The 21894-nt window shown below is 70.0% G+C and carries 21 protein-coding genes and 1 pseudogene; 11 read left to right on the top strand and 11 right to left on the bottom strand.

From position 1 onward, the window contains the following. Positions 1 to 78: 78 nt before the first annotated feature. From BJ988_RS14650 to BJ988_RS14640, 3 genes are read right to left on the bottom strand one after another with little or no spacing between them, the layout of a single operon-like run. Positions 79 to 513, bottom strand: a complete 435-nt coding sequence (locus tag BJ988_RS14650; protein WP_179658636.1) for a MaoC/PaaZ C-terminal domain-containing protein — start codon at positions 511 to 513, stop codon at positions 79 to 81. Next, positions 510 to 959 carry an FAS1-like dehydratase domain-containing protein gene (locus BJ988_RS14645; RefSeq protein ID WP_179658635.1) on the bottom strand — a complete coding sequence of 150 codons (450 nt, stop codon included), beginning with the start codon at positions 957 to 959 and terminating at the stop codon, positions 510 to 512. Before BJ988_RS14645 ends, BJ988_RS14650 begins: the two co-directional genes overlap by 4 nt. Beyond that, positions 959 to 2083 carry a phosphotransferase family protein gene (locus tag BJ988_RS14640; protein ID WP_179658634.1) on the bottom strand — a complete coding sequence of 375 codons (1125 nt, stop codon included), beginning with the start codon at positions 2081 to 2083 and terminating at the stop codon, positions 959 to 961. Before BJ988_RS14640 ends, BJ988_RS14645 begins: the two co-directional genes overlap by 1 nt. Positions 2084 to 2170: 87 nt before the next feature. Between BJ988_RS14640 and BJ988_RS14635 the strand changes: the two genes are divergently transcribed. From BJ988_RS14635 to BJ988_RS14610, 6 genes are all read left to right on the top strand, one after another. Then, positions 2171 to 3253: a TIGR03857 family LLM class F420-dependent oxidoreductase gene (locus tag BJ988_RS14635; RefSeq protein WP_246321488.1), complete on the top strand. Its 1083-nt coding sequence runs from the start codon at positions 2171 to 2173 to the stop codon at positions 3251 to 3253. An 82-nt stretch (positions 3254 to 3335) separates the two neighbouring features. Next, positions 3336 to 4766 (top strand): aldehyde dehydrogenase family protein, encoded by a 1431-nt coding sequence (locus tag BJ988_RS14630; protein ID WP_179658633.1) that lies wholly within the window; start codon positions 3336 to 3338, stop codon positions 4764 to 4766. A gap of 14 nt (positions 4767 to 4780) precedes the next feature. Further along, the gene (locus BJ988_RS14625) at positions 4781 to 5917 is read left to right on the top strand and encodes an NDMA-dependent alcohol dehydrogenase (protein ID WP_179658632.1); all 1137 of its coding nucleotides are present in this window, start codon (positions 4781 to 4783) and stop codon (positions 5915 to 5917) included. Between the two features lies 1 nt (position 5918). Beyond that, the gene (locus BJ988_RS14620; protein ID WP_179658631.1) at positions 5919 to 7097 is read left to right on the top strand and encodes a CaiB/BaiF CoA transferase family protein; all 1179 of its coding nucleotides are present in this window, start codon (positions 5919 to 5921) and stop codon (positions 7095 to 7097) included. Beyond that, the gene (locus BJ988_RS14615) at positions 7094 to 8584 is read left to right on the top strand and encodes a class I adenylate-forming enzyme family protein (protein WP_179658630.1); all 1491 of its coding nucleotides are present in this window, start codon (positions 7094 to 7096) and stop codon (positions 8582 to 8584) included. The genes BJ988_RS14620 and BJ988_RS14615 overlap by 4 nt, the downstream gene beginning before the upstream one ends. Next, positions 8584 to 10095, top strand: coding sequence for an AMP-binding protein (locus tag BJ988_RS14610; protein WP_179658629.1), 1512 nt, complete (start codon positions 8584 to 8586; stop codon positions 10093 to 10095). The genes BJ988_RS14615 and BJ988_RS14610 overlap by 1 nt, the downstream gene beginning before the upstream one ends. A 1-nt stretch (position 10096) precedes the next feature. Here BJ988_RS14610 and BJ988_RS14605 read toward each other — a convergent pair whose 3' ends face one another. From BJ988_RS14605 to BJ988_RS14575, 8 genes and pseudogenes are all read right to left on the bottom strand, one after another. Continuing rightward, the gene (locus BJ988_RS14605) at positions 10097 to 11122 is read right to left on the bottom strand and encodes an LLM class F420-dependent oxidoreductase (RefSeq protein WP_179658628.1); all 1026 of its coding nucleotides are present in this window, start codon (positions 11120 to 11122) and stop codon (positions 10097 to 10099) included. After that, entirely contained in the window at positions 11119 to 11889 is a 771-nt protein-coding gene (locus BJ988_RS14600) for an enoyl-CoA hydratase-related protein (protein WP_179658627.1), read from the bottom strand. Before BJ988_RS14600 ends, BJ988_RS14605 begins: the two co-directional genes overlap by 4 nt. Before the next feature lie 144 nt (positions 11890 to 12033). After that, positions 12034 to 13422 carry an amidohydrolase family protein gene (locus BJ988_RS14595; RefSeq protein ID WP_179658626.1) on the bottom strand — a complete coding sequence of 463 codons (1389 nt, stop codon included), beginning with the start codon at positions 13420 to 13422 and terminating at the stop codon, positions 12034 to 12036. Further along, positions 13419 to 14567 carry a CoA transferase gene (locus BJ988_RS14590; RefSeq protein WP_179658625.1) on the bottom strand — a complete coding sequence of 383 codons (1149 nt, stop codon included), beginning with the start codon at positions 14565 to 14567 and terminating at the stop codon, positions 13419 to 13421. Before BJ988_RS14590 ends, BJ988_RS14595 begins: the two co-directional genes overlap by 4 nt. Next, complete coding sequence (locus tag BJ988_RS14585) at positions 14554 to 15591, bottom strand: enoyl-CoA hydratase/isomerase family protein (RefSeq protein WP_343051614.1); 1038 nt, start codon at positions 15589 to 15591, stop codon at positions 14554 to 14556. The genes BJ988_RS14590 and BJ988_RS14585 overlap by 14 nt, the downstream gene beginning before the upstream one ends. A gap of 53 nt (positions 15592 to 15644) precedes the next feature. Next, positions 15645 to 16385: an acyl-CoA dehydrogenase family protein gene (locus BJ988_RS31370; RefSeq protein WP_343051843.1), complete on the bottom strand. Its 741-nt coding sequence runs from the start codon at positions 16383 to 16385 to the stop codon at positions 15645 to 15647. A gap of 114 nt (positions 16386 to 16499) precedes the next feature. Further along, positions 16500 to 16786 (bottom strand): annotated as a pseudogene (locus BJ988_RS31365) (acyl-CoA dehydrogenase family protein); the annotation flags it as partial. A 36-nt stretch (positions 16787 to 16822) separates the two neighbouring features. Further along, on the bottom strand, positions 16823 to 17665 hold the full coding sequence (locus BJ988_RS14575; RefSeq protein ID WP_179658624.1) for a 3-hydroxybutyryl-CoA dehydrogenase: 843 nt from the start codon (positions 17663 to 17665) through the stop codon (positions 16823 to 16825). Positions 17666 to 17950: 285 nt separating this feature from the next. Here BJ988_RS14575 and BJ988_RS14570 point away from each other — a divergent pair, with 285 nt between their 5' ends. The 5 genes from BJ988_RS14570 (at position 17951) to BJ988_RS14550 (ending at position 21841) form a co-directional block, all read left to right on the top strand. Further along, positions 17951 to 18778 carry a hypothetical protein gene (locus tag BJ988_RS14570; RefSeq protein WP_246321487.1) on the top strand — a complete coding sequence of 276 codons (828 nt, stop codon included), beginning with the start codon at positions 17951 to 17953 and terminating at the stop codon, positions 18776 to 18778. Between the two features lie 167 nt (positions 18779 to 18945). Next, positions 18946 to 19359, top strand: coding sequence for an SCP2 sterol-binding domain-containing protein (locus BJ988_RS14565; RefSeq protein ID WP_179658622.1), 414 nt, complete (start codon positions 18946 to 18948; stop codon positions 19357 to 19359). 47 nt (positions 19360 to 19406) lie between these two features. Then, a complete protein-coding gene (locus tag BJ988_RS14560) occupies positions 19407 to 20642 on the top strand; it encodes an acyl-CoA dehydrogenase family protein (protein WP_179658621.1) in 1236 nt (411 codons plus the stop codon). Positions 20643 to 20878: 236 nt separating this feature from the next. Further along, a complete protein-coding gene (locus BJ988_RS14555; RefSeq protein WP_179658620.1) occupies positions 20879 to 21340 on the top strand; it encodes a nuclear transport factor 2 family protein in 462 nt (153 codons plus the stop codon). A gap of 15 nt (positions 21341 to 21355) precedes the next feature. Then, positions 21356 to 21841: a nuclear transport factor 2 family protein gene (locus BJ988_RS14550; protein WP_179658619.1), complete on the top strand. Its 486-nt coding sequence runs from the start codon at positions 21356 to 21358 to the stop codon at positions 21839 to 21841. Positions 21842 to 21894 lie beyond the last annotated feature (53 nt).

Here is a 21894-nt window from a genome sequence, read left to right as displayed (position 1 = left end):
GGCGCTTCCGTATGGTGGCACGCCGTGCTTCGGCTGTGTCATGACGTGTGTCCGCCTCCGTTCGTAGTCGTCGGGCGGTCAGGATGCCTGCGGCGCGGGAACCAGGAAGTCGGCGGACCCGCTGATCGCCACCGCACCGGTCTGACGGGTGCAGCTGAGCGACACGGTGACCAGCCGGCTCCCGTCCTCCTGCTCGCTGACCTGGTCGATCCGGCCGGAGCAGGTCAGCACGTCGTCGGGCCACACCTGCTCCCGGAAGCGCACCTGGAAGCGGCGTACGTTCGCGGGGCCCAGCCAGTCGGTGGCGAAGGTCGCGAGCAGGGCTGATTGATGCATGCCCTGGGAGAAGACCGACGGGTTGCCGGCCGCGCGGGCCATGGTGTCGTCGTAGTGCATCGGGTTGAGGTCGCCCGAAGCGCCGGAGTAGCGGACGAACATCTGACGGGTCAGCGGCCCGAACTCGCGCGGTGTCGCGGTGGTGCCGGGGACGAGGGCGATGGTCTGCTCGGTCACGAGGGGTCTCCCTTGGGGGCGGTCTGGATGAAGGTGGCGCGTGCCTCGGCGACCAGGTCGCCGGCCGGCGTACGGAACTCGGTGACCACCACGGCGAAGCTCATCTCCCCACCCCGCTTTCCGGGCTTGGTGTAGCGGTCGGCGACCCGCTCCTGGGCGACCAGGGTGTCGCCGGCGCGGGGGAGCGGTCCGTGGTAGAGGTACTCCTGCTCGCCGTGGAGCAGGCGGCGACGGTCGAACCCGACCACGACCCGGCTTCCCGGCGGCGCCCAGGTGGTCGCGGTGGTGAGGAACGTGGGCGGCACGATCGCGTCCGGTCCCTGGTAGGCGGCGCTGTCGGACTGCATCGCGGCGGCGAACTCGCGGATCTTGCCGCGCTCGACATGCACCTCGAACGGGGTTCCGACTGCGCCGACCGGCGAGGCCTCGGGGGTGGCTGTCGTCATCAGGTGGTGCTCCTTGTGGTGGTGTGCTCGGTGCTGGTGCGCTCGGTGAGGTAGTCCTCGACGAGCGCCAGGGCGGTTGCGGGGTAGCTGCGCGCGGTGGCCTCGTCGAGGCCGTCTGCGATGAGCAGGGTGGCGAGCCGATTGGTGATCAGACTCATCACCACCGCGGCGAGGAGGCGGTAGTAGCCGATGTCGCCGGTGAACTTCCCGCCGAGCTCCTTGTAGCGTCGCAGGATCTCGGCGTCATCGGGCGTGCCGGGCTGGCGGGCGAAGCCGAGGGACTCGCACAGGTAGCGCTCGAACATCAGCCACCAGCCGACGTCGATGTCCGGCGGTCCGGTGGTGGCACCCTCCCAGTCGAAGAGCGCGGCGACGGAGAGATCCTCGGCGAAGCAGATGTTGCCGACGCGGGCATCACCCCAGACGACGCCCTCGGCGCTCGTGGTCGGGCAGGTCGTCACCAGGACGTCGAGGGCGCGTTGGATCAGGTCGGCCCCGACGGCGAGGTCGTCGGCGCACCAGGCGTGCCAGGCGAGCAGGTCGTCGAGGTAGCGCTGGAGGGCCGTCCTGTCGGCGGGGGCCTCGGGTCCCCGCAGGAATGAGAGGTCCTCGGCCGCGTTGACGGCGTGCACCGCGACCAGCGACCTCAGGGCGTTGTCGTAGAACAGCGCCCGCTCGGCCTCGGTGAGCTCGGTCGTCCAGCCACGCTTGTGCCAGCTGGGTACGTCGGAAGGGACCCGGCCGTCGACGCGGCGCATCAGGTAGAACGGCGCCCCCAGTACGGCCGGGTCCGGCTCGGTGAGTACCACCTCGGGGGTCGTCACACCCGGATGGCGGCCGAGCCGGCGCATCACCTCGGCCTGCCTGATCGCGTCGGGCGCCACGAAGACCTGGTGGACCTGGCTCTGCATCCGCAGCACCAGATCGTGCCGGGCCTCGTGCCCGTCGGCGGTCCAGGACGCGGTGAAGAACGCCGTCATGCCCGAGTATCCGGCATCGGGCGCGGTGAGGGAGGAGAGCATGAAGTCCTCGTGCCCAGCCGGCGCCAGGCGCTCGGGCAGCCAGGCGAGCAGGCGCTCGTGAAGGTCGCTCTCCCGTGTCTCTCGGTCGCTCGGACCGGCCATCTCGACTCCTCCTCGCAGGCGCTGCGCCGGTCTCGATCTGGACCGACCTCAGTGGTCATAATTGACCATCACTGTCAGAATAGCGTCATGACAGAGCAAATGAACAGGGCGTCGAGGGCCCATGCACGCGACGTCGGCAGCGCTCCGGCCACGGTGCCTCTGGGTGCGTACGCCCTACCGGGCCGCGTCTCCGACCCGACCCTCGGCATCGAACAGGCACAGGCGGCCGAGCGCCTCGGGTTGGAGACGCTGTGGCTCAGCGAGCGCTGGGGCACCAAGGACTTCGGCGTGCTGGCCGGCGCATTCAGTCAGGCCACCGACCGCATCCGCATCGCGGCCGGGGTCACCCACCTGCAGTCCCGGCACCCGGCGATGCTCGCCTCGATGGCGATGACGGCCCAGGCGCTCTCGGGCGGTCGGCTCGTCCTCGGTGTGGGACGCTCGGTCGACGCGATGTGGTCGGCGGTCGGACTGCCGAAGGCGACCAACGCCTCGATCGTGGACTCGCTCGACATCTTCCGGCGGCTGTGCCGTGGCGAGAAGGTGAAGTACGACGGTCCGGCGGGAACCTTTCCCTCGCTCCGCCTCAACGACCTCCCTGACCAGCCGGTTCCGCCAGTGGTCTTCGCCGCGATCGGCCCGAAGGGGCTCGCCTTGGCGGGCCGGCACTTCGATGGCGTACTCCTGCATCCGTTCCTGACGCCGGAAGCGGTCGGTCGCTCGGTCGCCACGGTGCGGGAGGCCGCCGACCAGGCGGGGCGTGACCCCGACGCGGTGCGCGTCTACGCCACCGTGGTGGCGGCCTCGGGCCTGCCGCCCGAGGAGGAGGCGGCGGTCGTCGGCGCCCGGGCGGTCACCTACTACCAGATCCCCGGCTTCGGAGAGCAGCTCGCGCGGGTCAACGGCTGGGACGTCCGCGACCTGGAACGGCTGCGCGCGCACCCGACCCTGGCGGGCATCAGGGGCGCCGCCGACTCGGTGCGTACGCGGGCTGAGCTGACCGGGGTCGCGCAGGCACTCCCGGCCCCGTGGGTCGAGGACGCCGCGGCCCTCGGGTCGCGGGACGAGTGCCTGGCGACCTTCGAGCGCTATCGCGCGGCTGGTGCCGACGAGCTGGTGCTCCACGGCAGCACACCCGACCAGCTCGGCTGGCTTCGGAGGGATCTCTGACAGGCCTTGCGCAGAAGTGACATTACTGCCAGAATCACGCAGTGTGGGCGGCGTCACATGCCGTCTTTCGGAGAGGAATCGCATGTACGACTACCTGGGCAGCTACATCGCCGGGTCCTGGGTCCCCAGTGCAGGAGACCCGCTCGCGGTGACGTCGCCGGCGAGCCTCGAGACGATCGGTCATGTCAGCGTCGCCACTCGTGACGACGTTGACGCCGCCGTGCGAGCCGCCCGGGCCGCGCTGGCCGACGAGAAGTGGGCGAGCACCACACCGGTCGAGCGCGGTGCGCTGATCGGCCGGCTCGCGGACGCGCTGGAGAAACGCGCCGCCGACTTCGGCAACCTGGTCTCCGCTGAGGTGGGGTCACCGCGCAAGTGGGCGACCATGGGCCAGATCGGCACCGCCCTCGGCGTGCTGCGCACCTACGAGAAGCTCACGGGCGAGCACACCTTCGAGGAGACCCGCCGCTCGATGCTGGGTGGCGAGGTGGTTGTCCGTCAGCTGCCCGTCGGCGTGGTCGGCGCGATCGTGCCGTGGAACGCTCCGTTGTTCACCGCCCTGCTCAAGCTCGCCCCCGCCCTGGCCGCCGGCTGCACCGTCGTGCTCAAGCCGTCGCCGGAGGCGCCGCTGACGGTCTGCAAGCTCACCGAGCTCTTCGACGAGATCGGCCTCCCGCCCGGCGTGGTCAACATCGTCCCCGGTGACGTCGCGACGGGGGAGGCCCTGGTGGCCAACCCCGGCGTCGACAAGATCAGCTTCACCGGCTCCACCGCCGCGGGCAAGCGGATCGGTGCGGCCTGTGCGGCAGACGTACGCCGGGTCTCGCTCGAGCTCGGCGGCAAGTCGGCCGCGATCCTGCTCGACGACCTCGACCTCGACCGCCGCACCGTCACCGGCATCGTGAACGGCGTGATGGGCAACGCCGGGCAGATCTGCGTCGCCCAGACCCGCATCCTCGCGCCCCGTTCGCGCTACGACGAGGTGGTCACGGCGCTCGCCGAGGCCACCGACGCACTCGTGCTCGGCGACCCCGCCGACCCGGCCACGCAGATCGGCCCGGTGATCTCCGAGGACGCGCGCGACCGGGTCCGGCGCCACGTACGGGAGGCCGCCGAGGCGGGCGCCCGGGTCGCGACCGCGGTCGGCGACGAGCCCGGCCCGGGATGGTATCTCCGTCCGGTCGTGCTCGCCGACGTCACCAACGACATGGCCGTCGCCCGCCAGGAGATCTTCGGCCCGGTCGCGGTCGTCATCGGCTACGACACCGTCGAGGAGGCCGTCGCCGTGGCGAACGACTCCGACTACGGGCTCGCGGGCGCGGTCTGGTCGGGCGACCGCGAGCGTGCCTATGAGGTCGCCGCCCAGCTGAGGGTCGGCTCCGTCTCGGTCAACGCCGCGTCGCCGATGGACCTCGGCAGCCCGTTCGGCGGCTTCAAGCAGTCCGGCATCGGCCGGGAGGGCGGCCCGGAGGCGATCAGCGCCTTCCTCGAGCCCCAGACCATCATCCGCTGAGAGGAACCAGACACGTGGAGACCCAGGCCGCAGTCCTGTGGGAGCGCAACGCTCCCTGGTCCATCGAGACCATCGAGCTCGACCCGCCCAAGGCCGAGGAGGTGCTGGTCGAGCTGCACGCCTCGGGCATGTGCCACTCGGACGAGCACATCGTCACCGGCGACATGCCGTTCAGCCTGCCCTGCATCGGTGGGCACGAGGGCGCCGGTGTCGTCCTCGAGGTCGGCGAGCACGTCTCCTGGCTCAAGCCCGGTGACCACGTCGTCTTCGGCTTCATGCCCTCGTGCGGCCGCTGCCCCTCGTGCGCGAGCGGCCACCAGAGCCTGTGCGACCTCGGCGCCAAGATCTACAGCGGACGCCAGATCTTCGATGACACCGCCCGCCACCACGTACGCGGCCAGGACCTGGCGCTGGCCTGTGGCGTCGGCTCGTTCTCCCACCACACCGTGGTCCACGAGGCCAGCTGCATCAAGATCGAGCCGCATCATGCGCTCGACCGGGCCTGCCTGCTCGGCTGTGGTTTCGTGACCGGCTGGGGCTCGGCGGTCTACGCCGCGGACGTACGTCCCGGGGACACGGTCGTCGTCGCCGGCGTCGGCGGCATCGGTGCCGCCGCCGTCCAGGGCGCCCGGCTCGCCGGCGCCCGCACGATCACCGCGATCGACCCCTCGGAGTTCAAGCGCGAGCAGGCGGTCAAGATGGGGGCGACCCATGTGGCGGCCTCCTGGGAGGAGGCCCGCGAGGTCGTCGCCGAGGCGACCTGGCACCGTGGGGCCGACAAGTTCATCTGCGCGATGGGCGTCGGGCAGGGCGACCTGATCGGGCAGGCACTGGCGATGACGGCCAAGCGTGGCCGAGTCGTCGTCACCAACATCCACCCGATGACCGAGCGGTCGATCTCCGCGAACCTGATGGATCTCACCCTGATGGAGAAGCAGATCGTCGGCACCCTCTACGGCTCCGCCAACCCGCGCTACGACATCCCGCGCCTGCTCGAGCTCACCAGCGCGGGCGACGTCGACCTGGACGCGATGGTCACCCGCACCTACCCGCTGGCCGGCATCAACGACGGCTACGACGACATGCGGGCAGGCCGCAACGTACGGGGCGTGCTGCGCTACCCGGCCGCCGACCGTCAGCCGAGCGCCTGAGATGAGCTCGCCGACCCCCGCCGGCCCGCTCGCCGGACTGCGCGTGCTCGAGCTCGCCGGCATCGGCCCGGCGCCGTACGCCTGCCTGCTCCTGGCCGAGCTGGGGGCCGAGGTCATCCGGATCGACCGGGCTTCGAGCGTGGGCAAGCGGCCGACACCGCTGCAGCGCAGCCGTGCGAACCTTGCCGTCGACCTCAAGACCGAGGCGGGCCGAGGCCTCGTGCTGCGGATGGTGCGCGACGCCGATGTCCTCGTCGAGGGGTTGCGGCCGGGCGCGACCGAGCGGCTCGGCCTGGGCCCCGATGACTGTCTCGCCGTCAATCCGAGCCTGGTCTACGGCCGGATGACCGGCTGGGGACAGGACGGGCCGCTGGCCCGGACCGCGGGCCACGACATCACCTACGCAGCACTCACCGGTGCGCTCCACGTCACCGGTGGCGCCGACAAGCCGCGGCAGGCGGCCAACCTGGTTGCCGACTTCGGCGGCGGCGCGATGTTCCTGGTGACCGGCATCCTGGCGGCGCTGCACGAGCGCACCACCAGCGGGCGTGGCCAGGTCGTCGACGCGGCGATGGTCGACGGGGTCAGCTCGCTGATGACCGTCATCTACGGCCAGCACGCGCTCGGGCAGTGGCGCGACGAGCGCGAGGCCAACCTGCTCGACGGCGGGCGGCCCTACTACGACACCTACCGGTGCGCCGACGGCCGTTTCGTCGCGGTCGGCGCGATCGAGCCGGACTTCTTCGCCGCATTGATGAAGGGCACCGGTCTCGACTTCGACCAGCACGACCGCGACGCGTGGCCGGCGATGCGGGCCGCGCTCGAGGAGACGTTCGCGAGCCGCACCCGCGACGAGTGGGCGGAGGTCTTCGGCGACACCGACGCCTGCGTGGCGCCGGTGCTCAGTCTCGCCGAGGCGCCCGAGCACCCGCACCTGCGCGCCCGCGGCGTCTTCGAGCCCGACGCCGACGGCTCCCGGCCTCGGGTCGCGCCGCGCTTCTCGCGCACGCCCGGCCTTCCTCCCGGCGATCCGCACGTCGCCGGCCAGGACAGCCGGACCGTCCTGACAGCCTCCGGCCTCGCCGAGCACGAGATCGATGACCTGGTCGCCGCAGGCGTGGTCCGTCAGGCGAGCGATCGCCCCACCCCAACGTACGAACTGATGGAGACCCGGCAATGAACCTGACCATGCTGCTGGAGATGGCCGCCGACGGATTCGGCGACCGCGTCGTGATCGGACGCCGCGAGGACGGCCTGACGGCCACCGGCCTTCGTGAGGCGGCCCTGCGCGGCGCCGCGGAGATCGAGGCCCACGGCGCCGACGCCGTCGTCTACCTGGCCGCCAACGGACCTGCCTTCCCCGTCGCGATGTTCGCGGCCGCGTATGCCGGAGTGCCGCTGGTGCCGCTCAACTTCCGGCTGGGCGTCGAACAGCTCGAAGGGCTGCTCGAGAAGCACCCCGGCGCGCTCGGCATCGGCGACACCACGGCGCTCCCGATCCTGGCGCGTAGCGGCATCGTCGCGCTCGGGGTCGAGGAGTGGCTCGTCCGGACCACCTTCGGTGGGGAGGTGGACGAGCGGTTCGTCGACAACGACGTCCCGGCGGTGGTCATCTACACCTCCGGCACCACCTCGGCGCCCAAGGGCGTGCTGCTGCGGCACGGCAACCTCACCTCATACGTCCTCAGCACCGTGGAGTACGCAGGGGCCGGGGATGACGAGGCGGCGCTGGTCAGCGTTCCGCCTTACCACATCGCCGCGGTGGCGAACGTGATCACGAACCTGTACGCCGGTCGCCGGGCGATCGTGCTCGAGCGGTTCACCCCTGAGGAGTGGCTCGACCTCGTTCGCGACCAGGGCATCACCAACGCGCTCGTCGTGCCGACGATGCTCAGCCGGATCGTGGACTGCACCGCCGACAAGTCGGTGCCCACGCTGCGTACGCTCGCCTACGGCGGTGCCCCGATGCCGGGCGCGGTGATCAACCGGGCGCTGGCGCTGTGGCCGCACATCGACTTCGTCAACGCCTACGGCCTGACCGAGACCAGCTCGACCGTCGCCGTCCTCACCCCCGAGGACCACCGCGAGGCACAGGCCGCCGACACCCCCGACGGCCGGGCTCGGCTCTCCTCGGTCGGTCGCCCCGTCCCCGGCGTCGAGATCCAGATTCGCGGCATCGACGACGACGTTCTGCTCCCCGGCCAGCCGGGCCGGATCTGCGTACGCGGCGAGCAGGTCTCTGCCGAGTACGCCGGCATCGGCCGTCTCGTCGACGACGACGGCTGGTTCGACACCCGCGACGAGGGCTACCTCGACGAGGAGGGCTACCTCTTCATCGGCGGGCGCAGCGACGACACCATCATCCGCGGTGCGGAGAACATCGCCCCGGCCGAGATCGAGGACGTCCTCTTCCGGCACCCGGCAGTTGCCGACGCCGCCGTGGTCGGCATCCCCGACGAGGAGTGGGGTCACCGGATCACCGCGGTGGTCGTGCTGCGCGTGGGGGCCGAGGCCGACGCCGAGGAGCTGCGCGAATTCGTCCGCGAGCGGCTGCGGTCGAGCAAGACCCCCGACGAGATCGCCTTCTGGAGCGAGATGCCGCGCACCGAGACCGGCAAGCTGGTACGCCGCCACGTCGTCGCGCAGTTCTCGGCGGAGCGTGTCTGATGGACCTATCCGTGTGGGCGGGCGAGCAGCCCGACAAGGCGGCGGTGATCGACGCCGCCGGTGCAGTGATCGCGTACGCCGAGCTCGAAGCGGCCTCCAACCGGATCGCCCACCTCTTCCGTGAGCTCGGGCTGAGCCGCGGTGACCACATCGCGATCCTCTCCGAGAACCGGCTCGACCTGTTCCCGGTGCTGTGGGCCGCACAGCGCACCGGCCTCTACTACACGCCGGTGAACTGGCACCTGACCGCAGGGGAGGCTGCCTACGTCGTCGAGAACTGCGGCGCCCGGCTGGTCGTCGCGAGCGCGACGCTGGCCGACCTGGCCGCCGAGCTGCCCGAGGTCGAGCACCGGTTCTCGCTCGGCGGTGCGGTGCCCGGCCACGAGCCGCTGGAGCCGCGGGTCGAGTTGCTGCCCGCGACGCCGGTCGAGGACCAGTCCGAGGGCTGCTACATGCTCTACAGCTCGGGCACCACCGGGCGTCCCAAGGGCATCCTGCCGATGATGCCGGATGCGCCCTTCGGCACCGGCATGCCGTTCGACCACCTGATGCAGTCCGCCTTCGGCTTCTCGCCGGAGACCATCTATCTCAGCCCGGGACCGCTCTACCACGCTGCACCGCTGGGCTGGAGCCTCGGCGCGATCCGCGCCGGCGGCACGACGGTGATCATGGACCGCTTCGACCCTGAGATCGTGCTCCGGCTGATCGAGCGCGACAAGGTCACGCATGCGCAGTTCGTGCCGACCATGTTCGTCCGGATGCTCAAGCTGCCCGACGACGTACGCTCCACGTACGCCTTGGACTCCCTGCGCCTGGTCATCCACGCGGCCGCGCCATGCCCGGTCGAGGTCAAGCGGGCGATGATCGAGTGGCTCGGCCCGATCCTGGTCGAGTTCTACGCCGGCAGCGAGGGCAACTGCTTCTTCAGCATCGACAGTCCCACCTGGTTGGACCACCCCGGCTCGGTGGGCCGCTCGGTGCTGGGCGTCGTGCACGTCTGCGACGAGAGCGGCCGCGAGCTGCCGACGGGCGAGGTCGGCCAGCTCTGGTTCAGCGACGCGTCCCCGTTCGAGTACCACGGTGACCCGGAGAAGACGGCGGCAGCGTTCGACGCGCGCGGTTGGTCGACGCTCGGGGACCTGGGCCGGGTCGACGAGGACGGCTTCCTCTACCTGGCCGACCGGCGCACCGACCTGATCATCTCCGGCGGCGTGAACATCTACCCCCGCGAGATCGAGGAGGCGCTGATCCTGCACCCCTCGGTCGCCGACGTCGCGGTCCTCGGCGTGCCGGACGAGGAGTTCGGCCACCGTGTCCACGCCGTCGTATCGCCCGCCGACGGGATCGTGCCCGGTCCCGAGCTCGAGGCCGAGCTCACCGCGTACGTCCGCCAGCAGGTCGCCGGCTTCAAGATCCCGCGCTCGTGGGCCTTCGAGGACGTGCCGAGGCTGCCGAGCGGGAAGATCCTGCGCCGGGTGCTGCTGGAGCGCTTCCGCTCGGAGGCGGTCTGACCTACAGCACCAGCTCGGCCATCGTCCTCAGCAGCGGCAGGTCGCCGGACACCAGCAGAGTGGTGGCCGGAGACTCCTGCCAGGCCGCGAGGTCGTCGCGGATCTTCTCCTTCGGTCCGACCAGGCACATCTCCTCGACCATCGCGGTGGTGACCGCAGCGACCGCCTCGCCCTTGCTGCCGGCCAGGAAGAGGTCCTGGATGCGGGTGGCCTCGCGCTCGTAGCCGAGCCGGCAGAACTTCTCGAAGTGGAAGTTGGCGCTCTTGGCGCCCATCCCACCGACGTACAGGGCGATGGCTGGGCGCAGCCGGTCGGCGGCGGCCTCGACGTCGTCGTCGATGGCCACGCTGACCATCGGCAGAATCTCGAAGTCCTCGGGCTTGCGTCGCGCGCCCGGCCTCGACCACCCCCGGCGCAGCTGGTCGAGCGCGTCGTCGACCTGCGTGGGGGAGAACAGGATCGGCAGCCAGCCGTCGGCGATCTCCGCAGCCAGCTCGACGTTGCGGGGCCCCTCGGCGGCGAGCAGGATCGGCGGCCCCGGCTTGCGCGGGTGGGTGATCAGCCGCAGCGGCTTGCCGAGACCGGTTCCGCCGGGGTGCGGCAGCGGGTAGTGAGGGCCGGCGCTGGCGACCGGGTCCTCGCGGGCCAGGGTCTGCCGGACGACGTCGACGTACTCACGGGTCCGGGCGAGGGGGCGCGGGAACGGGGCGCCGTACCAGCCCTCGACGATCTGCGGGCCGGAGACTCCCAGGCCGAGGGCGAAGCGGCCTTCGCTGAGGTGGTCGAGGGTCATCGCCGCCATCGCGGTTGCCGTCGGCGTACGCGCCGAGAGCTGGGCGATGCTGGTGCCCAGGCGCAGCCGGGTCGTGACGCTGCCGAACCACGCCAGCGGCGTCAGCGCGTCGGACCCGTACGCCTCCGAGGTCCACGCCGAGTCGTAGCCCATCGCCTCCACGGCGGCGAGAGTGGCGGGTATGTCGTGGGGCGGCGTCGCGCCCCAGTAGCCCAGGTGCCAGCCCAGCTTCATCGCATGTGCCGGTCATCGGCGTGGGCGCGCCGGAGGACCTGGTCGCGGCGCTCGGTGATCGTGGATGCGACGGCGCCGTGGAATCCGCCGCGGGCGGCATGCTCGTAGTGCTGCTCCAGGGCCTCGTCGGCGGGCAGGCCATCGTTTTCGCGCCAGTCCTGGCGTAGGGCCGCGACCATCGCCGGGTCCTGGTCTGCGATGGCGACAGCGAGGCTTCCGGCGACATCGAGCAGCTCGGCGGACGACACCACATGGTTGACCAGGCCGATCCGGAGAGCGGTCGCGGCGTCGACGAAGTTGCCGGTCAAGGACATCTCGCGGGCCCAGGCCGAGCCGACCCGCCGGGGCAGCTGCACCGCGACAGGGCCGGGGTAGACGCCCACGCGAAGGTGGGTGTCGGCGAAGCGGGCGCGCTCGGAGGCGACGATGAAGTCACATGCCAGCGCAAGCTCGAGCCCGCCGGCCACGGCGGGGCCGTTGACCGCGGCGACGACCGGCACCCGTGAGGCGGCCGTGGTGGCGATGAACGGCGGGATGTCGGTGATCCGCTCGACCCCTGGGTCGCGCAGGTCGAGACCTGCGCAGAAGGCCGGGCCGGCGCCGGTCAGCACGATCGCCCGGGCATCCTGGGCGGCCTCGATCGCCGCACAGGTCGCGGAGGCAAGGGCGGCGTTCATCGCGTTGCGACGTGTGGGCCGGTCGAGGGTGATGACCACGACGTCGGCGTCGCGCTCGATCCGGACCAGATGGTCCTCGCTGACAGTCATGGCGACTCCTTGATTTGGCTACTTCTGACACTAGCGCCATATGCGATCGGTGTCAGCAGAGGCATTACGAGGGGAGCGAGTGGTCGCGGAGGCGTCCGTCAGATTGTCGAATCTGACACTGGCCTCCACTCCGCGCGCATAGGCCTACGCGGCTGGCTCTCCGGCGATCCACACCGCCCGGACGTGGTCGCGGGTCGGGTCGGCGAGTGCGGTGGCGAGCGGTCTGTCGAGAAGCACGAGGTCGGCGGGCAGGCCGGGTGCGATCCGGCGTGGTGCGCCGCCGGGGTCGTCGGCCGGGCTGAGGTAGCCGGCGAGCGCCGTCGCGGCGCTGACCCTCTCGGCGGCGCCGACGGTCCGGCCCAGGGAGGTGGCGCGGCTGGTTGCCGACCGGATGACGCGCCACGGGTCGGGGTCGCCGTACGGGGCGTCGCTGGAGCAGGCGACCCGGACACCGTCGGAGAGCAGCCCGGCGTACGGATAGAGATGAGGTAGGTCGGCGGGGTCGACGTCACGGAGGTAGTCCTCCCCGCGGGTGCGCAGGAAGTCCGGCTGGGTCACGACCGCCACGCCGAGCCGCGCCAGGCCGGCACCGAGGCCGTCGGGAACCACGGCGGCGTGTTCCACCCGGTCGCCTGCGAGCGCTCCGACCTCCTCGAGCGCGACCACGGTGAGCACCAGCGACTCGCGGGTGACACAGTGCACGGCGACCGGGCGTCCTGCTCGGTGGCTGTGGGCGATCTCCGCGGCCAGGTCGTCGAAGTCGGGCAGGTCGTGATCGCGCAGCAGCAGCTTGCGCGGGCCGCCGGTGAGGCCGGCGGGCAGCGCGGCGCCGGTGGGCGCGCCGAGCAGGGTGAGCCGCTGCGGGACCGCGCCGCTGTCGGCGGCGACGGCGAGCAGGTCGACCGCCGCGGGGTCGAGATCGGGGGTGGCGTCGGTGAGCCCGGTGATGCCGTAGGACGCCAGCCGCCGGGCCGTGGCGGCCAGGTCCGGGGGTGAGTGGGGGAGAGCCGGCCGGAGCCGGTCGTCGTAGCGCCACAGGCGTCCGGTGGGGTTCCCGTCGCCGTCGCGCTCGACATCGGCGGTGTCGTCCAGTACGTGCTGGACCCGATCGAGCGCGGCGCTGTTGAGCATCCACAGTGCGCCGCTGCGGTGCTGGACCCGCACCGGTACGTCGCTCCTGATCCGGTCCAGCGTGTGCCGGTCGAGCGGGCCGGAGATCGACTCGTGGTAGCCCACCCCGCGCACCCAGCCGGCCTGTGCGGGCGCTCGGCGGAGTGCGTACACGAGGCCGGACGTGTCGTGCGCGGCGGCGGGGGAGCAGTCGACGGATTCGGCGGCCCGGGCCAGGGCGAACAGGTGGATGTGGTGGTCGTGCAGGCCCGGCAGCAGCGCGCCGCCGTCTCCGCCGACCACCTGGGCGATGCTCTTGCGGTGGATCTGTGGGGGCTGCAACCCGGTGACTCGCCCGTGGGCCAGGTGGACGTCGCAGCGCCTGCCATCCACCTCGACGTCGGCTATGACGAGGGGCGTCATCCGTCCGCCTGCCGGGGCATCGGCGGTGCGACCGGGACCGCACCCTCCGCGTACTCGACCCACCAGCCATCCCGCCGCCGGACGACCTGATGCTCGGGTGTGCCGCCCGTGGCGGCCTCGCTGGCCACATGGAGCATGGAGACGTCGATCAGCATGGCCTCCTCCCCGGTCAGGGCCGCCTGTGCCGCGACGGCGGCGGCCACGCCGGCGAGCGGGTCGGCGAGCGCGTCGCCTGCTGGAAGCAGGTCGCCGCCGTCGGGAACCACGAGGCCGGCCGCGGCGGCCACGTCATCACCGAAGCCGACGGCGTCGGAGTCCCGCCCGCGAGCGGTGATGCTGATCCAGCACGTGCCGCCCGCGACGATGTCGGCGGCGTCGAGGCCGAGCTGGCGCAGCGCACGTGGCCGGGAGGCCTCGAGGACCAGGTCCGCGGAGGCGACGAGGTCACGCAATTGGTCGCGCTCGGTGGTGAAGTCGAGCCGGACCGCCTCATGGCCGGCATGGAGGAGCTCGAAGAACGCGGGTGGGCCCGAGCGGGCGCCGTCGGGGCGGGCCGTGCTCTCCACCTTGATGACCCGAGCGCCGAGGCGACCGAGGAGATGGGCGCACAGCGGCCCGGCCCACAGACTGGTGAGGTCGACCACGAGCGGCTGCTCGCGCACCGCCCGGTCGCCGATCGTCGTGACGACGACGCCAGGCCGGTCGGCCGGAGGGTTCGTGGGTACGACGCCCCCGGGCAGGCCGAGCAGCTGGATCCGTTCCTCGGCTTCCGCCGCCGTCGTAGCGCGCAGCCAGCCTGCCACGGCAGACCAGGGGTCCTCCGCCGGTCGGCTGTCGCTCTCGGCGACCAAGGCGGGGACCAGGTCGACATCAGATTCCCGTGCCAGCGACAACCCGACGTACCCATCCTCCGCCGGCAGCACTCGAAACGCTCCGCCGCACGACCACGGCCCGTTGCGGCCCAGCCCGGCGTACGCCGCCCGCTCGCCGAGCAATCCGGGGATCTCGAACCCCAGCCCGGCGAGCTGCTCGCGGACCTGCAGGGCCGCGCGACCGGGGGCAAGCAGCGGAGGGCCACTCGGGCGGCCGGTCAGCGCCATTGCGCCGGAGGCCGCCCACGCTGCCACCGGGTCAGAGCCGGCCATCGACCAGCCCCCACTCCAGTGCCGTCCCCACCCCGATCCAGTCCCCGGTCAGGGCCAGGAACGCCGTACGCCACGGTCCGATCCGCTGCGTCAACGAGACCGTCCCACCCGCGCCCGGGATGAGGCCCATCGCGAGCTCGGGCAGCTGGAAGAACGCATCGTCGCGCGCCACCACCTCGGCTGCGAACGACGGCACCTCCACCCCCGCACCGATGCACGCCCCATGGACCTCGACCCGGACCCGGTCTCCCAGTTCGTGCATCAGTCGTCCAGCGCTGCGTCCGAGGCGTACGAGATGGGCGGCGGCGGGATCCGCGGCGGTCCCGAACTCGGCGAGGTCGCCGCCGGAGCAGAAGGAGCGGCCTGCCCCGCGGAGCACGACGCTGCTCAGGCTGTCGTCGGCCAGGGCCAGCTCCAGACCCTCGATGAGCCCGTCGCGGACCGCCCGGCCGAACGCGTTATGACGCTCGGGTCGGTTGAGGGTGATGGTGAGAATGTCGCCGTCTCGGTCGAGCAGGACCGGCCGGCTGTCGTCGGGCACGGGGGCGGTCGGTGTACGGGCTCGCCAGGCCCGGAACTCGGATCCGGCGAGAAGGGTCGAGTAGGCCAGAGACTCCAACTGGAGGTGATCGGCCACCGTTCCTCGAGGGGCCATGCGCAGGAGATTCGCAAGGGTCAGCGCCGCGGTAGGCGCTGTCCGAACGGTTGCGCTGATGCGCTCGAGTGCGTCAGTGTCGGCAGGCACCCAGGCGTGACCCGGGCCAGCCGGGGCCAGAGTTGTCGTGAGGGCCTCGAGCAGCGGCGCGAGGCTCGGCGAGACTGGTTCCGTGGCGATGCCGACCGTCACTACGGTGGGCTTGGACTGCTCGCTGCAGGCGCGGGAGACCAGCTCGGGAGGCGCGTCGCGGGCGGCGTCGAGATCGACGACGGCGAGCGGACTCTGGTCAGGGTCACCGGTCAGCACCGCCGCACCGTGTGCCAGCGCGCCCAGGTCGGTGACTCCGCTCGTGTTCGTGATGCCCACGACGACGGATCTTGCCACCGTTCACCCGGTTCCGTGTAGGGCAGGCCGGAATCTCAGCGTGCGAGCAACGCGCGTGCCATGACCAGTCGCTGAATCTGATTGGTGCCCTCGTAGATCTGTGTGATCTTGGCGTCACGCATCATGCGCTCGAGGGGGAAGTCGCGCGTGTAGCCGCATCCTCCGAGGAGCTGAACGGCATCGGTGGTGACCTGCATCGCGACGTCGGAGGCGAAGCACTTCGCAGCCGCTCCGAAGAACGACAGGTCGGGGTCGCTGCGCTCCGACTTCGCCGCGGCGACGTACACCATGATGCGTGCCGCCTCGAGCTTCATCCCCATGTCGGCGAGCATGAACTGCAGGCCCTGGAAGTCGCCGATCCTCTTGCCGAACTGCTTGCGTTCGCGCACGTAGTCGAGCGCATGGTCAAGGGCACCCTGGGCGATGCCGACGGCCTGTGCGCCGATGGTCACGCGCGTGTGGTCCAGGGTCTGCAGGGCAAGCTTCAGTCCCTCACCCTCCCGGCCGACCATCCGATCCTCCGGGATCCGTACGTCGTCGAATCGGAGCTCTCGGGTCGGGGACCCCTTGATGCCCAGCTTCCGCTCCGGAGCGCCGAACGTGAAGCCCTCGTCGTTGCGTTCCACCACGAACGCGGTGACGTTCGCGCCTCGGCGCCCGTCGGGGTCGGTGACGGCGAGGACGGTGTAGTACTCGGCCGCGCCGGCGTTCGTGATCCACGACTTCTGGCCGTTGAGGACCCAGTCGTCGCCTGCCCGGGTGGCGCGGCACTTCATGGACGCCGTGTCGCTGCCGGCTTCGCGTTCGGAGAGCCCGTAGGCGAACAGCGCATCGCCGCGCGCGACGGGAGGGAGGTAGGTGGCCTTCAGTTCCTCCGACGCCCCCAGCAGCAGCGGCATCGTCCCCAGCTTGTTCACCGCGGGGATCAGCGAGGAGGAGGCACACGCGCGGGCCACCTCCTCGATGACGATGCAGGTCGCGAGCGCGTCGGCGCCGGCGCCTCCGTACTGCTCAGGAATATGGGGGCGTGGAAGTCCCCGGCACGTAGCGCGTCGTACGCGGCCTGGGGGAAGGTGCTGTTCTCGTCGACCTGAGCCGCCTCGGGCGCGATCTTGCTCTCGGCAAGCGCACGCACCGCCTCCCGGAGATAGCCGTGCTCCTCGCTGATCCGGAACATGTCGAAATCGGACGTACTCGTCATGGTCTGCCTGCCTCAGTAGTTGTAGAAGCCGCGGCCGGCCTTGCGGCCGAGGAGACCGGCGTCGACCATGCGGAGCAGCAGCGGAGGAGCGGCGTACAGGGGCTCCTTGAACTCCTCGTAGAGGGAGTCCGCGACTGCCTTGGTGGTGTCGAGCCCGATCAGGTCCGCCAGGGCCAGCGGGCCCTGCGGGTGGGCCGCCCCGAGCACGAGTCCGCGGTCGATGTCCTCAGCATCTGCGAACCCCGACTCGAGCATGCGGATCGCCGAGAGGACGAACGGGATCAGCAGTGCGTTGACCACGAAGCCGGCGCGGTCGGGGCAGTCGATCGCCTCCTTGCCGAGGACATCCTGGACGAACCTACGCGACCTCTCGGTGACGTCGGGCGAGGTGATCAGGGACGGGACGAGCTCGACGAGCTTGAGCACCGGGACAGGGTTGAAGAAGTGGATGCCGATCACGTTCTCAGGACGCGTGGTGGCGACGCCGAGCTTCATGATCGGGATCGATGAGGTGTTGGAGGCGAGGATCGCGTCTGGCGACTCGACGATCTTGTCGAGCTGAGTGAACAGGTCGGTCTTGGCCTGCTCGTCCTCGACGATCGCCTCGACCACGACCTCGCGGTCGGCCAGCGCGTCGAGCGAGATCTCGAGCCGGATCCGTTCCAGCACCGCGGCGGCCGAGCCGATCTTGCCCTTGTCCTCTGCGCGCTTCAGCGACTTCGTCAGACGTGCCTGTCCGGCCTCGGCCGCCGGCGCGCTCGACTCCACGACGACCACCTCCATCCCGGCTCGTGCCGAGACCTCCGCGATGCCCGCGCCCATCAGGCCGCAACCGACTACGCCGATCCTGTTCACTGTTCTGCTCTCTGTTGATCGAAGCGGGGATGGTCACACACGGGCAGCGGATCAGGACTTGCAGTGACTCACTTGCCTCTTGGACATCTCCCAGGACGTCCGACCAATAGAGCGGACCTGTCTGACGAGGTCAATGAAGTCCGCCATGACTCCACTCCGAGGGATGGCGAGTTCACCCCTGTGGAGGGAAGGTCACGCCCAGGCAACACATCTAGCGTCAGGACGCGTGACGCGGCCCGTCCGGTCGCGTCGACAGCCTGTGACAGGAGCGAAACGATGGGTCGAATGCCAGATGATGTCATCAACCACGAGCTGAGCCTGGTGTGGCAACAGATCTTCACCTGGGCGAGCTGGGCGATCGTGGCGGTGATGCTCGCCATCGCCGTGACGATGTGGGTGCGACAGCGCACGCCGTTCTACCTGATCGCGTGTCTCGCTGCGGGCGTTGCCGCCTACGCCGAGCCCCTCTACGACGTGGCCTTCGACCTCTGGTTCTACGACGCCCACAACGGGGAGCCCGGCGCGATGTGGTCGCACTTCACGGCGTTCGGTGTGGTGCAGCCGAACTGGTCGCACAGCGGCTACGTCATCCTCTACGCCAGCGCCTGCCTCTATGCCGGCCGTCGGATCTACCAAGGCAGGCTGGGTGGCAAGGGGCTGTTCGTCATCTGGGCCGCCGAGATCGCCGCCTCGTGCGTCTTCGAGGTCATCGGCACCGGCACCGACGTCTACACCTACTACGGCCCGTACGAGCTTCGGATCTGGAACTACCCCCTGGTGATCGGCGTCCTCGAGGGCACCCAGGTCGTGCTCTTCACGATCGTCGCGGTGCACATCTGGCGCCGGGTCGAGTCCGCGTGGGGGCTCACCAGCCTGTTCATCGTCTTCCCGATGACCTTCTTCGCGGCCAACTTCGGGATCGGTGCGCCGATCATCATCGCGCTGCACCTCGATGGGGCCGAGTTCTCGCGCGGCCTCGTCTGGGCCGCCACGTTCCTGACCATCGCGATGTGCGCGGCGGTCGTGAACGGCCTGACGAGGTTCCTGCCCGACCCGATCGGCTCCGGCGAGCCGGAGGTCGCTCCGGAGCCGGCATCGTCGGTGCGGGCCTGACCCGGGCCTGACGCACGATTCTGCAGGTCACGGCGAGCAAGAACACCCCGTCGGACGGTCAACCCCCCACTACGGGAGGACGCCCCGGAGGGCGGCGGAACCTACGTTTGAACGAGGCCGGTATCCGGCCCCCGTCCGCCCAGTGGGCCCGATCAGGAGGTACACAGTTGAGTACGTTCAAGGATGCTGACGAGGTCTACGCCTTCATCGGCAAGGCCATGGAGGCTTGCGTCGTCGAGCCGAAGTTCGTCGAAGCCACCAAGGACGGCAATCTCGTCGTCCTGATCCAGCAGACCGACCCCGAGGCCCATGTCCTGGTCGACTTCCCGGGGCAGAAGGTCCTGACCGGGGATGCGGCGAAGGCGGCAGCCTCCACGGTCCAGCTCCGGATGAGCTCCGACAACGCCAACAAGTTCTGGCAGGGCAGGCTCAACTTCACCCTCGCCATGGCGCAGCGCAAGGTCAGGCTCGAGGGCAAACGGACCACGGCGCTCGCGCTGCTTCCGCTGACCGACCCGATCTTCGAGACGTACAAGGCCATCCTCGCCGAGGCCGGCCGCACCGACCTGCTCGTCGACTGACGGCCGGTCCTTCCACCCTCCCGGCAATGACACGAGCAGGAGCCAACATGACTGACAAGATGACCGAGGACGAGTTCGAGGGCGCCTTCGCCAAGGCGCAGGAGCTCTCGCAGTTCTTCCGTGAGATCGGCCCGAAGTACGACGAGGAGAACACGTTCGCATTCCCCTCGATCGCGGCCTTCAAGAAGAGCGGGCTAGGAGCGCTGTCCGTTCCGAAGGAGTACGGCGGCCTGGGCGGCGACCTGCTCGACACGTCGCGCGTGGTGAGCGAGCTCTCCCGGGGCGACTCGGCCATCACCCTCTCCTACAACATGCACTACATCATGGTCGGCATCACCATGAGCCTGATGAGCGAGACCCAGAAGAAGCACTGGCTGGGACGCGTGGTCGACGGCGACATCATGTTCGGCCCGTTCTCCGAGCAGCGCGCCGGCTTCAGCGGCCTCGCTGACATGAAGGCTGTCCCGCAGCCCGAGGGTGGCTGGAAGCTCTACGGCAAGAAGGTGTGGGGCACGCTCTGCGAAGCCTCCGACATCGTGACGACCAACGCGACGATCACCGACGCCGAGGGCAACCTGCCCGAGGACTTCGAGGAGCGGGTCAACGCCGAGTCGTTCTTCATCGGCGACTTCAAGGTCGACGAGAACGGCCAGGGCGATGGCGTCCGTATCGAGAAGACCTGGAACGCGCTGGGCATGCATGCCACCGGCACCCAGACCATCGTCTTCGACGGCTACTACGTGCCCGAGGACGGTTTCATCTGCGAATGGCGTTCGGGTGCCTTCGGCGTCCTCGAGTGGGCGTCGCTGATGTTCGCCAGCATCTACCTGGGCATGCAGGCGCGCATCCTCGAGGAGTCGCGTGCGGTCCTCTCCAAGAAGACCCTGGGCGCCGTGTTCGGCGCGGTCGTCGCATCGGACGTCAAGGTCTCCGGTGTGGGACACATCATCGACGGCATCGGCGACATGGCCTCACGCTACGAACTCTCCCGTCGTGTGCTCTACCGCACCTGCACCGAGGTCTCGGAGGGTTATGACGACAACTGGCCGATCGAGCTACGCTTCCCGTACATCGGTCTGGCCAAGACGTTCATCGCCGAGAATGTCATGCACATGAGCAAGCACGCGATGAGTATGGTCGGCGGGTCGTCGTTCAAGAAGGGTGCCATCTTCGAGCGCCTCTACCGCGACTCGGCCGCCTCGATGTTCCAGCCGCTGAACGCAGACCAGTCCCGCACCTACATCGGGGAGAACCTGCTCGCCCCGGAGGAGCTCGACGACTGATCTCACCGCACAGCCGACGTCGGCCTGCCCCTGTCCGGGGGCGGGCCGACGTCGATTTCGGGTCTCCGAAGCAGCTTTCAGATCGGCACCGTGACCCCAGCTGTCCACTCCTACGGGCAGTGCTGATCATCCCGTGGTGTGAGGCGTACGTCACTCCCTGCTCATACCTTCATAAGTGGGGTTGCGGCGCGCAGAATGTCGAACCTCTTCGAGAAGTCCCAATGGAGGAGAGATCAATGAACTACGCGTTCGCCATCAAGTGGCTGAAGGCATTCCGCGAGAGCTCTGAGGTGATCACCGCGCTGTACGCGGACGACTTCGTCTTCGAGGACCCGATCCTCGACCAGTTCGGGATCACTGACAAGGGCGACCTCGGGCGGATCTTCGACCTGTACGCCAACAAGGACCGCACCAACGGCCTGGGCGTGCACAACTTCCGGATCCGCGGCTACTGGGGTGACCACAAGAGCGGTCTCATCCGTTGGGAGTGGGGCCCGGAGGACTGCACGAACTTCATCGGCCTTGACGTCGCCAACAAGCCGTTCGTGTGCCAGGGCCACACCTTCCACCAGTACAACGATGACGGTCTGATCGTCCGCGAGTCGTCCTGGTGGGAGATCTCGACAATCCTCGAGCAGATCGGGTACCCCGGCGCCGACAACCCCCGCCCGCTCGGTAAGACCGCCGTCCCGGCCTGATTTAGGAGAACAGACATGACCGACATCGAATACGCGAAGCGCTGGGCGGAGACCCGCACCACCGACCTGGACGCGCACCGCGAGCTGTACGCCGCCTCGAGGCACTTCGCCATCGACAGCCGTAAGGTCGAGGACCACGAGCTCGACACCATCACGACCGACGCTGAGTTCGCGGAGGGCATGGCGCGATACGTGAACAGCGACGAGACGAGTGGTGCCGGGGTCCACAAGTTCACGGTCACGGACGTACTCCCGGGCAACGGCCACATGCTCATCCACTTCGACTGGGAACTCAAGGGCGCCGACAGCTACTGCGGCCTGCCGACCAACGGCAAGACGCTCCGGACCAAGGGATCGGCGTTCCTCGACTTCGACGCGAACGGGAAGATCGAGATGGAGTCCAGTTTCGTCGCTGAGGTGCCCGTCTTCCAGGAGCTCGGCGTCGCGCTGATCACGCCGCACTACTGGGAGGAAGGGTTCGACCCGGCTTCGCTGGGCTGACCTACGCGCGACCCCCACGTGGCCGGAGACCGACAGGTCTCCGGCCACGAGTC

This window comes from Nocardioides panzhihuensis (assembly GCF_013408335.1).
GTDB lineage: Bacteria > Actinomycetota > Actinomycetes > Propionibacteriales > Nocardioidaceae > Nocardioides > Nocardioides panzhihuensis.
This window is presented reverse-complemented; position numbering and strand designations above follow the sequence as displayed.

Bases quoted from the DNA above. Each gene is read 5' to 3' on its own strand.
- BJ988_RS14645 (WP_179658635.1), bottom strand. From the start codon at position 959: ATGACGACAGCCACCCCCGAGGCCTCGCCGGTCGGCGCAGTCGGAACC.
- BJ988_RS14640 (WP_179658634.1), bottom strand. From the start codon at position 2,083: ATGGCCGGTCCGAGCGACCGAGAGACACGGGAGAGCGACCTTCACGAG.
- BJ988_RS14635 (WP_246321488.1), top strand. From the start codon at position 2,171: ATGACAGAGCAAATGAACAGGGCGTCGAGGGCCCATGCACGCGACGTC.
- BJ988_RS14630 (WP_179658633.1), top strand. From the start codon at position 3,336: ATGTACGACTACCTGGGCAGCTACATCGCCGGGTCCTGGGTCCCCAGT.
- BJ988_RS14620 (WP_179658631.1), top strand. From the start codon at position 5,919: ATGAGCTCGCCGACCCCCGCCGGCCCGCTCGCCGGACTGCGCGTGCTC.
- BJ988_RS14615 (WP_179658630.1), top strand. From the start codon at position 7,094: ATGAACCTGACCATGCTGCTGGAGATGGCCGCCGACGGATTCGGCGAC.
- BJ988_RS14610 (WP_179658629.1), top strand. From the start codon at position 8,584: ATGGACCTATCCGTGTGGGCGGGCGAGCAGCCCGACAAGGCGGCGGTG.
- BJ988_RS14605 (WP_179658628.1), bottom strand. From the start codon at position 11,122: ATGAAGCTGGGCTGGCACCTGGGCTACTGGGGCGCGACGCCGCCCCAC.
- BJ988_RS14600 (WP_179658627.1), bottom strand. From the start codon at position 11,889: ATGACTGTCAGCGAGGACCATCTGGTCCGGATCGAGCGCGACGCCGAC.
- BJ988_RS14595 (WP_179658626.1), bottom strand. From the start codon at position 13,422: ATGACGCCCCTCGTCATAGCCGACGTCGAGGTGGATGGCAGGCGCTGC.
- BJ988_RS14590 (WP_179658625.1), bottom strand. From the start codon at position 14,567: ATGGCCGGCTCTGACCCGGTGGCAGCGTGGGCGGCCTCCGGCGCAATG.
- BJ988_RS31370 (WP_343051843.1), bottom strand. From the start codon at position 16,385: ATGAAGTGCCGCGCCACCCGGGCAGGCGACGACTGGGTCCTCAACGGC.
- BJ988_RS14570 (WP_246321487.1), top strand. From the start codon at position 17,951: ATGCCAGATGATGTCATCAACCACGAGCTGAGCCTGGTGTGGCAACAG.
- BJ988_RS14560 (WP_179658621.1), top strand. From the start codon at position 19,407: ATGACTGACAAGATGACCGAGGACGAGTTCGAGGGCGCCTTCGCCAAG.
- BJ988_RS14555 (WP_179658620.1), top strand. From the start codon at position 20,879: ATGAACTACGCGTTCGCCATCAAGTGGCTGAAGGCATTCCGCGAGAGC.
- BJ988_RS14550 (WP_179658619.1), top strand. From the start codon at position 21,356: ATGACCGACATCGAATACGCGAAGCGCTGGGCGGAGACCCGCACCACC.